The sequence below is a fragment of the Methylobacter sp. genome (assembly GCF_023227905.1).
GTDB lineage: Bacteria > Pseudomonadota > Gammaproteobacteria > Methylococcales > Methylomonadaceae > Methylobacter_A.
The window spans coordinates 56,172-69,919 of sequence record NZ_JALOCF010000013.1 but is presented as its reverse complement, the minus strand read 5'-3'; the positions used below and the strand labels follow the sequence as shown (position 1 = coordinate 69,919).

Sequence of the window (13,748 nt, the reverse complement as noted above, 5' to 3'; positions counted from 1 at the left end):
AAGTAACCAAAGAAAAGGCGACCCGGTTGCCGCTTGCTTCTTGCGCTCCTCGCTTTCAGCGGAGGTTGCCAGAAGGGCCATCCTTGGCCCTCTGTCAACGCGCTGCATCCATGCAGCGCCCCTGCGGGCTATTTCCACCGAAAGCTCCGGTGCTCAGCGCGGCAAACGGGATAAAGATCATCCGTGCGTAACATCAGATTATAAAAAACTATTTGAATTCCCTCACCTTAACCCTCTCCCTAAGGGAGAGGGAATAAAAGCAGAGGCGAACGCCCTTTAATGGCATCACTTGGAGATCAATATGAACATTAATAATCCTCCTTCTACTAAAAATTATTCATTATTAGGCAAGGTCGAAGGCGCTGAAAAAGCCTTTTTATCGGGTCGGCAAAATCGGGAGCAGGACCTGGAAAGCGCTATTACGTTTTTCCTGGAGTTCTTACGAGGCTTCGAAAGCTTTGCCATGGAAAATAAGTGCATCACGGTGTTCGGCTCGGCAAGATTTAAGGAAGACCATCCCTATTACCGCTTGGCCCGTGACTTGGGAAGAGAATTGGCAAACGCCGGTTATGGCGTGATGACCGGCGGAGGTCCCGGTATCATGGAAGCCGCGAACCGCGGTGCCAAAGAGGCGGGAGGCCTCAGTTTGGGTTGCAATATCAAACTTCCCCACGAGCAAAAACCTAATCCTTACCTGGATCAATTTATCGAATTCGAACATTTCTTCATACGCAAGGTGATGCTGATCAAGTATTCAAATGCCTTTGTGGTCATGCCCGGCGGTTTCGGCACTCTGGATGAAGCTTTTGAAGTTGTTACTCTGGTCCAGACCGGCAAGCTGGAAGAGTTTCCTATTATTGGCATGGGCGGAAATTTTTGGGAGCATCTTCGAGAATTTGGCCGCGAAACCATGTTGCACGAAGGCGTCATCGCTGAGGGTGATCTGGATTTAATTCATCGTGCCGATAACGTCGATGAAGCCATGCGTATCATCAAGAGCATCAATAAACCTAAATGAACTTATCTGCGCTCGTTCAAAAAAAGCCCAACCAATCCAGCCAGCATGATAGCAATGTAGAGCTGGCCGCCAACCACTTCCAAATAGGCCAGCGTGCGCGCCAACGGCGCAACGGGGGTAATGTCTCCATAGCCCAGGCTGGCCAGGGTTATAAAGCTGAAGTAGAGCAGGGTATCCATCGGAGCCTTGCCGTCAATCCCTTGTATACCGTTAAACGAACCCGGCAAAAATTGAAAGATTAATCCATACAAGATCGCCCAGATAAGCCCCATCAGAAGATAAACGCACATGGCGCCGAACAGTAAATTGCGGTCGATCTTGGTTCCTCCGAACACATGCTGGGCTGCAATGACCGCGCTGCCAATGGAAAACAAAAGGACTACCGCGCTTAAGCACAATTCGATGACGATGCTGTCAAAAAAAATATCGATGGCTGTGAAAGTAACAGTTAACAAAGCAAGCGCTAGTCCGATCTTGAAAAGATAGCTTCTTTGAGGAAGGCCCCAGATTCCAAGCAACATCAAAGCACTGTAGCCAAGCTGCAAGATAATCCTCATCAAAAAAGTGTTCTTTGCCAAGGCAGGAAAGGTGCTTAGCAATGGCATCAGCAGGAAGAGAAATAGCAAACCGGATACAAGGAAAGTGTAATTTCCGACCTTTGTCCGTCGGGGTAGAGTAGGCATGTAAGACACACTCCCGATAATGATGGTTTTATACGCAAAGGTTCATTATATAACCTGGAAATTAGACTAAAGTCCAATAGCACGATCTGCTTATGCAGGAATATAGTAATTAGAACTAATGTCCTAAGGAGCAGATTAACATGTCAGCTCAAATAAAAAATAATGCGGAAAAAGAAAGGCTTGCTGTCTCCCTGAAGTCCGCTGCGAATAAGTCTGATGTAGAAGGGGTCCCCTGGAAAAAATGGGGGCCCTACCTCAGCGAGCGGCAATGGGGAACGGTGCGGGAAGACTATAGCGCTAACGGCGATGCCTGGAATTATTTTACTCACGACCAGGCGCGTTCACGCACCTATCGCTGGGGAGAAGATGGCTTGGGCGGCATTTCAGACGACCACCAAATTCTCTGTTTTGCCTTGGCATTATGGAATGGCAACGACCCCATCCTCAAGGAACGGTTGTTCGGCCTGACCAACAGTGAGGGCAATCATGGCGAGGACGTGAAGGAGTATTACTTCTACCTCGACAGTACGCCCACCCATTCCTACATGAAATATCTCTACAAATATCCGCAGGCCGCTTATCCCTATGAAGATCTAATTAAAACCAACCAACAACGGAGCCGGAATGAGTTGGAGTATGAACTGTTGGACACCGGCATTTTTGACGAAGACCGCTATTTCGATGTTTTTGTCGAATATGCCAAAGCGGATGCCGAGGACATGCTGATCAAAATCAGCATCTCCAACCGCGGCCCGGAAGCGGCACCGCTGCATGTGTTGCCGACGCTCTGGTTCCGCAATACCTGGTCCTGGTCGGACGGCGGCAACAAACCGGTGCTGCAAAAGCTGGAGGATGCCGAATGCAGCATCGTACATGCTCTTCATTCGGACCCGCTGTTCCAGGAGTTTCTGGACGACTACTATCTCTACTGCGACGGCAATGTTCCGCTGTTGTTTACCGAGAATGAAACCAACAATGCCCTCATCTTTACCGGAGAGAATGCCAGTCCTTACGTTAAGGATGGCATCAACAATTTCCTCGTGCAGGGGCAGCAGGATGCCGTCAATCCGGCTCAGATCGGGACAAAAGTCTCCCCTCACTTTCAATTGACGGTGGCTGCCGGAGAAACGCAAGTGATTCGCCTGCGCCTGGCCCGCAACGCACCGGCCCAATGCAAAAATCCTTTCATCGACTTCGATGCTATTTTTGCAACGCGTGTGCAGGAAGCCAATGCCTTTTACGATGAAATCACGCCGACGGCAATCAAGGCAAGCGATCAGGACCGGGCTAATCTGATGCGCCAGGCGCTCGCCGGCATGCTGTGGTCAAAGCAATATTTCTACTACGACGTGGACAAATGGCTTGAGGAACATAACGTCACCCCTTGGTCGGCAGCGGAGCAGCGTCATCGGATTCGCAACGGCGAATGGTTCCACGCTAACTGCGATGACATTATCTCGATGCCGGATAAGTGGGAGTATCCCTGGTTTGCCGCGTGGGACTTGGCGTTCCATATGCTGCCGTTGTCGATTGTAGACTCGGACTTTGCCAAAGCCCAGTTGGACTTGATGCTGCGTAACGGCTACCTGCACCCCAACGGTCAAATGCCGGCTTATGAATGGAACTTTGGCGACGTCAACCCGCCGGTGCATGCTTTTGCCACCATGCAAATCTATTTGATGGACAAGGCGCGCAATGACGGCAAAGGCGATATCGACTTTCTCAAGTATGCCTTTGCCAAACTGTTGGTCAACTTCACCTGGTGGATCAACCGCAAGGATCGCACCGGTAACAACGTCTTTGAAGGAGGCTTCCTGGGGCTGGACAATATCGGGGTATTCGACCGCAGTTCGCCGCTGCCCACCGGCGGGTTCCTGGAACAGGCGGACGGCACCGCCTGGATGATCTTTTTCAGTCAGCAGATGTTGCGGATCTCCATCGAATTGGCGCTACACGATCCGCTGTATGAAGAATTCGTCAGCAAATTTTTCGAGCATACGATGTGGATTGCCGCGGCGATGGATCGGCTGGGCGAAAACCAGGATGAAATGTGGGATGAAGAGGACGGTTTTTTCTACGATGTCCTGCGCTTGCCGGATGGCACGGCGCTACGCTTGAAAGTGCGTTCGATGGTCGGACTGTTGCCGCTCGCCGCGGTGGCAGTTTTTGAGGAAGCCGACATCATGAAATTCCCCAATTTTCGCCAGCGTGCCCAAGCCTTTTACCTCCGTCACCCGGAATTGACTATCAACATGCACCTACCTAGCCAACCCGGGGCATCGGGTCGGCGCATGCTGTCGGTGTTCAACGAGCAGAAATTGCGCCGCGTACTCGCAAAGATGCTGGATGAAAACGAGTTCTTCAGCCCCTATGGCATTCGTTCGCTGTCCCGCTATCACCAGGAGCAACCGTTCGTGTTTCACCATGCAGGCCAGGAATTCCGCGTGGATTACCTGCCGGGAGATTCCAACAGCGGGATGTTCGGCGGCAACTCCAATTGGCGCGGACCGGTCTGGATGCCGGTTAATTTCTTGTTGATCTCTGCCCTCTACCGGCTCTATGGCTACTATGGCGACACGTTTACGGTGGAATGCCCGACCGGGTCGGGGCAGTACATGACCTTGTTTGAGGTAGCGCAGGAACTGAGCAATCGCTTGACCAGTATCTTCCTCAGCGATAGCAATGGCCGTCGGCCGGTCTATGGGGGAAGCGAAAAATTCCAGACCGATCCCTACTGGAAGGACTGGGTCCTGTTCTATGAATATTTCCACGGCGATAACGGGGCCGGCATTGGCGCCAGTCACCAGACTGGCTGGACGGGCTGCGTAGCAAGAATTATTCAGATCATGGGGGATGTAACGAAAGAAATCATAACCGGCCCGGATGCCGAGATGACATCGATAAAGAAGACGATTGGAAAGTGATGATTGGGGTTGGATCGCCTCGAATATGCGAAGAACCCGATCTGTCGCACTTTCCCTGCAGTCGACCCGCTTCTCGGCGGGTATGGCGATATTTATATATAACGACGTGTGCTAAGCCAAGGCTCCCAATATCTTCAGCAACATCTCTTTGATTGGAATCTCGATGGCGAATAGCGCCAGTATCGGGATTGCGGCTGGCAAGACCACAGCGAGGATCGCTGTCTTGCCGATGGGCGCCGCCCGCATGTTTGCCACTGTCTCGTAAAGGCTGACAGCATCGGCTACCGGGCCAATTTCCTGGGCCTCCAGCAAGGACGGGTCTTCCAGTGATTCCCCCAAAATCCAGCGCCTGTGGACAAGACGTCCGTGTTCGCCGACCAGGGCGCCGTAGTCCAACAGCGCTTGCCTTTTGGCCGCTACAAGTTTGGGAATGAATACAATCAATGGCGTCAGGAACAACATCATCAAAAGGATCAGGAATACCAGGACTTCCAGCTTCAAGGACATAACATGCACGCCGTGATAAATCACATCGTGCGCGAGGCGTGAAGCCAGCACCGCGGACAGAGCGAAAGCGAACAGGCTAAAGGCTTTGGGGAGTCTTTGCAGGAAACCGAGGCCGCCGGCCCGGTCGGAATGGGTGGGAACGATTTGCAGATCTAGTGCGGCAATACGCTTCAAAAGCAGGAATAGCAGGATCAGCCGCCACAGCCATGCACAGAGGAGAGCAAGAAAGATCGGCTGAGCCACATGATCCAGCCACCAGCCGCCGAATCCCACATCGAAACGCGTCGGCTCGCCGATGTTGGCCCATACCAGTTCATGTTTGTCCTGGCTGGGCGGCTGGAATCCCAGCCAAGCGACGATAAGAGCCGCGATCACGATCCAGGGTAAGGAACTGTTGCGCAGTTGAACTATGCCCCGAAGAACCTCCCTGAATGCCTCTCGCTGTTCCTTGCGGATCAGGCCGGAGGTATGGAAGTAGGGGATGAGGCGGGTGGTCATTCTATGCACACCTCCCTCGCCGATAATCAATAACGGCAGCGCGAGCAGGAAACGAACGTGGATGCCAAAATGCTGGAGCAGGGGTTCGTTGACAGTCCCAGGCAACGCCCGGCCGTTGTAAACAGCCCAAGCCGCAACGGGCAGCCAAGCCAGCAGGCTGAAGAAAATCGCCCGCCGGATCAAGCCCAGGCCATGCTCCGGTATCAGGCCGAAGCGGCGCTGAAGTCGGAACAACAGGTCGTCCCTGATCAGGGAGATTTCAAATTCCGAGTCTTGTGCGTTCATTTTTTGTCTCCCAATCAGCCAACATTAATTAATCTTGTAGTCTGTATGCTGCATGTAGCAGAAGGATTATTAGTAACCGGACAACTGCCGTAGGTGTGTGCCTTTTTGTAAGCATCGATATGGTTTTATCCGCTAGCGTATTGCACGCTAAGATGTTCGAGTCTCTTGGGTTAATCATGTGAAAATCAGTTCGCAAGAATGCCTCTTATTGAAATTTGGAATGTCCGCGATGCAGGAAGCACAGCAACATCATGAAGCCCACAACGCGTAGTCATCCAAGCCCATGACCAGGAACCTTTTGAAAGGCGACTGCATTCGATAATGCCGAATCAATCGTTTTGTTTGAGCTTACGGCCGGCTTTACGGGCATCTTGTTTGATTCCCCGTTTTTCTTGCCGACATTTCGGTCCACTTCCGCCAGCATCACGGCATTGGTCCTTGGTCTCCCTGCCAACGTCTCGGCCTTTCTGTCTTATATCCTGAGCTCCCTGTCTGTCATCCCGGCGATCATCACGCCGTTCCATGCCTGCCGTTTCGGAGTAAGCGGGCGACGACCCGATCAGCAGTCCGGCAGTGGCAAAAGCCAAAGTTAAAATGCCGATCTGCCAATAAGTCTTTTTCATAATTTATCTTCTGTGTTTGATGCACATAATGATGACCATGTGTTATTCGTTTAGTCCGTCTTTGCTAGTGCTTTCTCAATGTAAGCAAAAGCATTTGATCATTTAGAAAGTGATTACGCTATTGGCCTTTAGTCCAATTGCCAATATTCCGATAAATGTTGATAAAGAAGAAATTTTAATCGAACATCTTGTATTAGAGGTTTTATAGGACACCCATATTTGAGCAGATGTATCCGTTGTGAAATTCTTCGCCAATAGTAAGTTGTACCAGGTTTTTTCTGGGCATATTAACGACACGCCGATTGTGAATGCTGGACCTAACTCAAACACTCGTTCAAGGAAATTAACAATGACTGACGACAAATTTTTGCTGTTTAAAATGCACCCTTGCGCGGAAGGACTGAGCGATGAATTGGCGCTCGAAATCAGTAGTGCATGTCAACTCTTAAGATTCGATTCCGGCGAGGTCATACAGCGCGCCAATGAGCCTTTGGATTCCATTTATTTAGTGATCCAAGGCCGCATTAGGCAGTCGCTCATCGACATTCAGGGAAAAGTCATAGTGGATCGCTACCAATCCGGTGGCGGGCAAGTTGGTGCTTTGGCAGCTGCTCTGGGCGAACCCTCTCCACTGCAAGTAATCGCCGAGGATCCAACAACACTACTTCGACTCAATTATCAAACTGCACTTGAGTTGACCAAACAACATGACGGGTTCCGACAGAACTTGACTCGCATGATTTCCGAGTTGATGCAAAGCGTTCTGATGAAGGATCGTCACAAAAAGAAGCCTCGGCTCATAGGCATTTTTCATCAGTCGCCAACGACGAGGCAACTGACTCGCCGATTGCTTCAACGCTTGAAAGAACTTGATGAATCTCCCTGCGTCTTCAGCGACCAGCCGAATTGGCTGCCGATGGAAGACATCCCTCATTTTTGCTTGCTCCAGGACGGCCGCTACGCTTCAGAATCCGAGACTCGCCAACGGATCAGTGGGCTGCCCAAATTAAAGCCAATTTTTTTTGATATCGACGCGGCAACCGAAACAGCGCAGGCATCGAACCTTATGGGAGCCTGCGAAGAGGTGTTTTGGTGCGTCACTCCCGATCATTGGCAAGAATCAGTCTCTCGACTAAAGGCCATCACACAACGCGCTCCCAATTGGCGACAAAAGATCAATATTGTTTGGTTGTTGCCAGGCAGTAGCTGCTGGTCTCCTCTGGCTCCCGAGTTAAGGTCGCTTGCGATTCGAGATTTTAAGGTCTCGTTTGATGACCCATCGAAAAATCGAGGCAAGCAAGTCGTGAACGGTCTCGAGCGAATCATCCATGCCTTGCGGGGAGTTCGAATCGGCCTTGCGCTTGGCGGTGGCGCGGCTAAAGGCATGGCGCATCTGGGAGTGCTCAAGGCGCTGGAAGAAAACGGAATCGTCGTCGACATGATTGCCGGAACCAGTGCCGGGGCGATGACAGGTATTTTGTATGCCTCGGGGATGAAGCCCGGCCACAGTGTCGACTGTTTTATAAAGGATCTAACGCCCTCCTGGTTGTTTCGCTATCTGCACAATGGCGGTTACTGGTACCTCCTGAGCAAATACCGACTCGGGCAATTCGATCCAATGCTTAGAAATTACCTGAGCGACAGCCGTTTGGAGCAATTGCCCATTCCCGTTGTTTCGGTCACCGTGGATCTGGTCAGTGGTCAGCCCATCGTAAGGGAAGAGGGAGACTCGGCGCATGCGATCCTGGAGAGTATCAATTTGCCAGTTCTATCGTCACCGATTAATCGCGATGGTATGGCATTGGTTGATGGCGGCATGATCAACAATGTGCCGGCCAACGTACTGGTTAGCAAAGGATGTAATTTCGTGATTGCAGTCAGCGTCACCGCTCAGATTAAGCAAGAATTTGCCACGAATAGCCCGAATACCCCGACGACGAAAATGAAGTCGGCTTCTACGCTGCAGACAATCATGCGGACATACCTTGTACAAAACGTGAATTTGAATGCAGTGGGAGAGCAACCCGCGGACTTTGCCATCCAGCCTGACGTTTCCGAATTTGACATCACGGAATTTACGCGCGCGGACGAGATGGCTGCAGTCGGCGAAAAAGCGACCCTGGATAAAATGCCCGAACTATTGAAACTTTTGGCACGAGTCGACGACAAACTTTTTGCCGCCAATTAGTCCTTTGTCGACGCTTCTAGGAATTTCAATGGTCTTTCTCGCCCATTTCGGCCGAATGTTGCGCTTCGGGGGATCGGAAAGCAAAGCGGAATGTCAAACAAAAAGCCCGCAAATCCGCACCGGACGTCAAAATAAACGACTGATTCGGCTTTAACTGTTGCTGAAGTTCTGTAGGGGGGCCGATAAACTTGTGTTGAGCCGGTTATTAGTGTGTGCAGGAGCGTGTCTACTTAACTTTCAGGTAGACACCATGGACCCACACTCCGGGACGAACACTGTATTTGTTGTTTAACACGGCTATCGATAGGCATCTCTTCGCCCTTGTTCGTAGGCCCGCTGTTCGGATTCTTTGTGTTTGCCGTATAAATACCCGCCCGCGGTGCCTGCGGCTGCGCCGATTGCGGCCCCCATGCCGGCATTTCCTGCGATCGCACCAATTACCGCTCCGGTTGCAGCGCCTCCCATACCTCCGGTTACCGTGCGTTGCTGAGTATCCGACATGCCAGCGCAACCGGCTAAACTTGTAATGGCTAATATCGCTATGACTGAAATCGAGAATCTTTTCATGTTATATCCCCTGTTATTTATTTATACATGGCCATTTTTCGGTTAAAAACCTGAATTCCGTTTCGACTGGTGCTTCCTGCATGTATTGAGGATGTTGCTTGGCCCATGAAATAAACATGGCAATTGTGTCGTTGCGCGTGGGTTTGGGCTCCGGAGGACAGAACAACTTCAATTCCGGTTTATTGGCAGTCTGGGCTTGATAATAATGATAGGCTCCGACCATATAGCCATGGCAAAAATGGATTGCCTCTCGATAACGGGGGTCTTGCGGCGAAGCGGTACAGAGATTGAGTATGTTTTGTGTTTTCTTGGCTACGAAATCCTCATCGGTAACGTTGGCTTTGGCCGCTCCAGTAACAAATGAAGCGAATAATAAGAGAGGGACTAGATGTTTTAGTGTCATAGGTTATATCCTCAATTTATTCTGGACTCATGCGGAATATAGTCTCTTTAGCAGCGAAAAGCATCTCAAAAAGGCCTCAAAATTCATGCTCTGTCTTGGCGGTTGAGCGCGAATGATCGTTAATCGACATGTTTTAAGATCAGTATGGTTTTGTTGTCCTTTTTCAGATAGAGACGGTTGTTGCCGAATTCGAAATCATAAGTCTTTTCAGCGAGTAGCGCGCCGATATCGGGTGTGCCGTCAGGCGTAGCGCAGAACATTCTGGTGCTCATCAATTGCTTGAAGATGATCGTATTTCTTTTTGTAGAGAACGCGCCGCCGATGCGGTTGCAACCGTCATGTCCGTTTAACCGCCGCTCTCTGGCCGATAATTCAAGCCTCGGAAGTCCTTTCATGAATGAAGCCGGTTTGAGCGGTACGCCTTCAACCTGTTCGAGCACCCAAGTATCGGTCAACCGCATATCGGGGATATAGTCGCCGCATCCGGTAAAATTCCGGAATGATGTGTCTGAAGCAGGCTTTGCCTGCACCTCGACGGTGTAAGCGAAGTGTTCGCCGGACATCGTATCGGTGCATGGTTTTTCGTTTGCAAAAATAACCAATTCGCCCGATTCTATCTTGGCATGGTAGACAGCAAAAAGAGGAAGGATGGTTGCGAGAGTTTTGAAGGATTTATTCATTATCGATATTTCAAGACGTTGAATTAAGATGCAAAACGCTGGACTCGATCATGTCTTTAAAGGTAGTCAAACTGGAGTCTGACATTGACTGGCTGAATTCGAACCAAAGTTGTCAGTCAACTATGGTACCTGTGCGGCTGCAACGAATCTGATAGCCGCCATTAAACAAATAAGCTCAGTTTGAGCGAATTTATTGTTGCCCGGAAGCTTTTGAAGTTAAAAAGTCGCTTAGTTGAGGTCGGTGAAATCCAGGCAAGATCATCCCTGATGCTCAAAAACCGAGGCTATTGGAATGTAAATTTGTGATGCTAAACTGGTTCCATCGAGAAGGGCAGGCTTTAGAAGAATATGCCATTGCGATTAAGAAAAGAATTCTTGGTTAGTATCAAAGTGCCTCCCACCAAACTTTGCCTGCCGTTTAGTGAGAGGCCCTGTATAGCTAATGGGTTCTTATTCAACCAGAAGTTTTTTGAAGGTCGCCCCTTCTATCGATAAATCCCCCATCAGGCCCTTCTCACCGAAGGTGAATGCAACAATAGGACCTTTAAGATTGGTGGTATCCAGTGAACCGCTAGCTCCTACCTTAGCCACCGCCACGGAAGCATCGGCACCGATCTCAAATTCACGTTTACCGGTCCGGAAAAGGTCAAGAGACGCTTGGTCGTTGAAAACCAGAATCAGTGAATACCACTGTATACCGGCTAATAAGCCGAACTTTCCGGCACGGTTGGTATAATATTCAACTGGCTTTCCCTCGACCTGCATCACGCATTTTCCGCCCTCAACGCCTATAATGAAGCCGCCCTTAGTGATCTCCGGGCAGACGAGAATCCCCTTAGCGTGATTAAGCAAATCCTCTGCCCCAGTGGTCTGACTCTTGAACCGTGCTAAAGCCGCTGATGCATCCGATTCCAGTTTTGTTGCATCCGAAGCCGTAAAAGCTGCGAGCGCCTGTCCTGTTAACAGCATGCTTACTACCAGTATTGTGCTTTTTATAATACTTTTCATATCGTTTCTCCTTTGTGTAAAAAAGATTTATAAATGAAATTACCCTTTCGTTACATTTTTCTCTGGCTGAGGTTGGGCTCGGCTTCTCCGTCTTCCGCCCGGTGATCAGCCGGGGATTTTATCGATGAGTTTCGATAAAATGGAGATATAAGATTGGGCAACAGTTTTATCGTTGCTCAACATTCAAGGTTTCGGTTTTTTGGGCTTCATTGCATCCGGCAATTGCTCCTGCATCCATGCAGTCGTCAGCCCAACGGATTGCGTCTTACGAGTTATAACTTTGCAAATCCTGATTCTGGATATCATCTAGCATAATTGCCTTCAACGACGACCGTTTGGGGCAATAAACTAATTTGCGCTGAAAAAAACGAAATAATGGCATCCATCACGGTATCTTTCGTTTGCGCCCGTACTTCCACTAAATTATTTTCTTTGATGAGCTCTTCCGGCTGAGTGACATAAAGCGGAAATGCGCCCCATAACAAATACCAATTGCGATATTGCTTGTGATAAGCCACCGGCTTCCCGCTGGATAGAACTTGAATTTCTGCATTATCGGGTGCAATGAGTTCGGTATTAAAACACCCCGCCAGCGGCAAAACGATTAATATAATAACGGCCAATTTGTTCATTATTTGTTTCCTTCTACAATTAATGTCCGGCGCGGAAAACCAATCATTCCCGGAAATACATTGTAAAGCGCATCGACAAAAGTATTGGTCATATATAACCGCGCCTCTTTTAATTCATTTTCTCTAATAATAGTTGCGGTATCTGGCGGATCAATGGGTTCGCGGCCCCACCATTTAAACCATACAGGTCTTTCCACGCGAACCTCTGTCGGTGCGTCTATTGTTAATAGTTTGACGGACTGATCGGGGGGCGCATTGAGGTGAATGACACCGCAGCCCGTCAGCCATGCACTCAGCGATATTATTAAAAATGGTCGAAGCATATTGAATTTGGCAATCAAGTAATTTGACATACGTTTTGTAATATATAAAGAAACAGGAGTCCAACAGCTTTAGCTATTGATGAATAGGAAATTCAAGCACCTCAACCGAAGTATTCCCCGATTAATCCCATTACCACAGACACCCTTTTTTGCGGCTTTGGCCCCATCAACTTTAGTAAACCCGGTTCTAGGTTAACTACATCCTACGGTATTGGCTATTGGCCTTTAGTCCAATAGCCAAGATTTCGCAAACTTGTTGATAATTGTCGCTGTGTATTATTAGAAGCCGATTATTGAGTCAGGTTTACAAAAAATTTAAATTAAACACAGTTGCAAAGTTCGGGAAAAATCATGAAATATATAAATCACACAAATATACGAGATCGCATATTACTTGTTTCCGTTTGCGCGACTAGTATCTTAATAAGTGCTTGTTCGGAAATAACTGCAAAACCGGAAAAACTTTCCGAAGCCCAAACTTGCGAGGATTTAAAAGGCTTAATTGCTGACCATCCAAACCAGTTTAGTCATTACAAACAAAGTCTTTCTACTCATAGAAAACTCAATGTTTGGTCTGCGAAGAAGGCGTTTCCTAATGCCGATACCTGCCAGGTATGGGAATGGGGCGGAGGGCTTTGGAATTACGTTTGCGAATGGGAAGCAGGCGGTAATGAAAACCAGGCTATTAGCAACTACCAAGAAGCTACAAAAACTATTCAAAATTGTCTGGGAGAAGAATGGACTGCTAAAACCAACACCACCCAAAGTGGTGGTAAGCGCACGATCTTTAGCACCACTGACAAATCCACCGTTGTTTCAATACGATACTTTCAAGATCTACGTAGCTGGTCAAAACCCTGGCAGAATACAGTTATTATCGGAGATAAAAACACTTTGGAATCGCCTGTGCAATAAAGCAATGTGTAGGGCGTAATAGCGAATTGCGCCATTTTCTATTTCCCGATCTGCCTAATGTGGCAAGAGGGACTATTAGTAATCGGACAACTGCTGTGGAGGTGTGTGCCTTTTGTAAGCATCGATACGGTTTTATCCGCTAGCGTATTGCACGCTAAGATGTTCGAGCCTCTTCACCCAGGATTAGACCGCCAATCTTGGGTTGATCATATGAAAATCAGTTCGCAAGAATGCCCCTTACTGAAATTTGGAATGTCCGCAACGCGTAGTCATCCAAACCCACGACCAGGAACCTTTTGAAAGGCGACTGCATTCGATAATGCCGAATCAATCGTTTTGTTTGAGCTTACGTCCGGCTTTACGGGCATCTTGTTTGATACTTCTCTTTGGGTTCAATCTTTAAAGGACCTGATCAATAAAGTCCTATCTTTTCGAAGGGTATGATGCATTTGATCTGGAATTTTTGTGCCGTCTTTTCAAGTTAACTTGGCCTA

At 48.9% G+C, this 13,748-nt stretch carries 13 protein-coding genes; 4 read left to right on the top strand and 9 right to left on the bottom strand.

The window, feature by feature from the left end:
* The first annotated feature begins 301 nt into the window (after positions 1 to 301).
* Positions 302 to 1,018, top strand: coding sequence for a TIGR00730 family Rossman fold protein (locus M0R47_RS07570; protein WP_292552617.1), 717 nt, complete (start codon positions 302 to 304; stop codon positions 1,016 to 1,018).
* Positions 1,019 to 1,020: 2 nt separating this feature from the next.
* Here the strand turns inward: M0R47_RS07570 and M0R47_RS07565 are convergent, their stop codons facing one another.
* A complete protein-coding gene (locus M0R47_RS07565) occupies positions 1,021 to 1,701 on the bottom strand; it encodes an ion channel (RefSeq protein WP_292552614.1) in 681 nt (226 codons plus the stop codon).
* A gap of 140 nt (positions 1,702 to 1,841) precedes the next feature.
* On the opposite strand from M0R47_RS07565, the gene M0R47_RS07560 reads away from it, so the two are divergent.
* Entirely contained in the window at positions 1,842 to 4,625 is a 2,784-nt protein-coding gene (locus tag M0R47_RS07560) for a glucosidase (RefSeq protein WP_292552611.1), read from the top strand.
* A 111-nt stretch (positions 4,626 to 4,736) separates the two neighbouring features.
* Here the strand turns inward: M0R47_RS07560 and M0R47_RS07555 are convergent, their stop codons facing one another.
* On the bottom strand, positions 4,737 to 5,915 hold the full coding sequence (locus M0R47_RS07555; RefSeq protein WP_292552608.1) for a hypothetical protein: 1,179 nt from the start codon (positions 5,913 to 5,915) through the stop codon (positions 4,737 to 4,739).
* A 329-nt stretch (positions 5,916 to 6,244) separates the two neighbouring features.
* Positions 6,245 to 6,538, bottom strand: coding sequence for a hypothetical protein (locus M0R47_RS07550; RefSeq protein ID WP_292552605.1), 294 nt, complete (start codon positions 6,536 to 6,538; stop codon positions 6,245 to 6,247).
* A 349-nt stretch (positions 6,539 to 6,887) separates the two neighbouring features.
* Between M0R47_RS07550 and M0R47_RS07545 the strand changes: the two genes are divergently transcribed.
* On the top strand, positions 6,888 to 8,726 hold the full coding sequence (locus M0R47_RS07545) for a patatin-like phospholipase family protein (protein WP_292552603.1): 1,839 nt from the start codon (positions 6,888 to 6,890) through the stop codon (positions 8,724 to 8,726).
* A 297-nt stretch (positions 8,727 to 9,023) separates the two neighbouring features.
* Here M0R47_RS07545 and M0R47_RS07540 read toward each other — a convergent pair whose 3' ends face one another.
* From M0R47_RS07540 to M0R47_RS07515, 6 genes are all read right to left on the bottom strand, one after another.
* Entirely contained in the window at positions 9,024 to 9,293 is a 270-nt protein-coding gene (locus M0R47_RS07540; protein ID WP_292552600.1) for a YMGG-like glycine zipper-containing protein, read from the bottom strand.
* A 13-nt stretch (positions 9,294 to 9,306) separates the two neighbouring features.
* Positions 9,307 to 9,696, bottom strand: a complete 390-nt coding sequence (locus M0R47_RS07535) for a Rap1a/Tai family immunity protein (protein ID WP_292552597.1) — start codon at positions 9,694 to 9,696, stop codon at positions 9,307 to 9,309.
* A gap of 119 nt (positions 9,697 to 9,815) precedes the next feature.
* A complete protein-coding gene (locus M0R47_RS07530; protein WP_292552594.1) occupies positions 9,816 to 10,376 on the bottom strand; it encodes an META domain-containing protein in 561 nt (186 codons plus the stop codon).
* 450 nt (positions 10,377 to 10,826) lie between these two features.
* Entirely contained in the window at positions 10,827 to 11,384 is a 558-nt protein-coding gene (locus tag M0R47_RS07525) for a lipid-binding SYLF domain-containing protein (RefSeq protein ID WP_292552591.1), read from the bottom strand.
* Positions 11,385 to 11,686: 302 nt separating this feature from the next.
* Positions 11,687 to 12,016, bottom strand: a complete 330-nt coding sequence (locus M0R47_RS07520) for a hypothetical protein (protein WP_292552588.1) — start codon at positions 12,014 to 12,016, stop codon at positions 11,687 to 11,689.
* Positions 12,016 to 12,369, bottom strand: coding sequence for a hypothetical protein (locus M0R47_RS07515; RefSeq protein ID WP_292552586.1), 354 nt, complete (start codon positions 12,367 to 12,369; stop codon positions 12,016 to 12,018). The genes M0R47_RS07520 and M0R47_RS07515 overlap by 1 nt, the downstream gene beginning before the upstream one ends.
* Before the next feature lie 321 nt (positions 12,370 to 12,690).
* On the opposite strand from M0R47_RS07515, the gene M0R47_RS07510 reads away from it, so the two are divergent.
* Positions 12,691 to 13,254, top strand: coding sequence for a hypothetical protein (locus M0R47_RS07510; RefSeq protein WP_292552583.1), 564 nt, complete (start codon positions 12,691 to 12,693; stop codon positions 13,252 to 13,254).
* Positions 13,255 to 13,748 lie beyond the last annotated feature (494 nt).

Bases quoted from the DNA above. Each gene is read 5' to 3' on its own strand.
- M0R47_RS07525 (WP_292552591.1), bottom strand. From the start codon at position 11,384: ATGAAAAGTATTATAAAAAGCACAATACTGGTAGTAAGCATGCTGTTA.
- M0R47_RS07520 (WP_292552588.1), bottom strand. From the start codon at position 12,016: ATGAACAAATTGGCCGTTATTATATTAATCGTTTTGCCGCTGGCGGGG.
- M0R47_RS07560 (WP_292552611.1), top strand. From the start codon at position 1,842: ATGTCAGCTCAAATAAAAAATAATGCGGAAAAAGAAAGGCTTGCTGTC.
- M0R47_RS07515 (WP_292552586.1), bottom strand. From the start codon at position 12,369: ATGTCAAATTACTTGATTGCCAAATTCAATATGCTTCGACCATTTTTA.
- M0R47_RS07570 (WP_292552617.1), top strand. From the start codon at position 302: ATGAACATTAATAATCCTCCTTCTACTAAAAATTATTCATTATTAGGC.
- M0R47_RS07565 (WP_292552614.1), bottom strand. From the start codon at position 1,701: ATGCCTACTCTACCCCGACGGACAAAGGTCGGAAATTACACTTTCCTT.
- M0R47_RS07510 (WP_292552583.1), top strand. From the start codon at position 12,691: ATGAAATATATAAATCACACAAATATACGAGATCGCATATTACTTGTT.
- M0R47_RS07540 (WP_292552600.1), bottom strand. From the start codon at position 9,293: ATGAAAAGATTCTCGATTTCAGTCATAGCGATATTAGCCATTACAAGT.
- M0R47_RS07545 (WP_292552603.1), top strand. From the start codon at position 6,888: ATGACTGACGACAAATTTTTGCTGTTTAAAATGCACCCTTGCGCGGAA.
- M0R47_RS07550 (WP_292552605.1), bottom strand. From the start codon at position 6,538: ATGAAAAAGACTTATTGGCAGATCGGCATTTTAACTTTGGCTTTTGCC.
- M0R47_RS07530 (WP_292552594.1), bottom strand. From the start codon at position 10,376: ATGAATAAATCCTTCAAAACTCTCGCAACCATCCTTCCTCTTTTTGCT.
- M0R47_RS07555 (WP_292552608.1), bottom strand. From the start codon at position 5,915: ATGAACGCACAAGACTCGGAATTTGAAATCTCCCTGATCAGGGACGAC.
- M0R47_RS07535 (WP_292552597.1), bottom strand. From the start codon at position 9,696: ATGACACTAAAACATCTAGTCCCTCTCTTATTATTCGCTTCATTTGTT.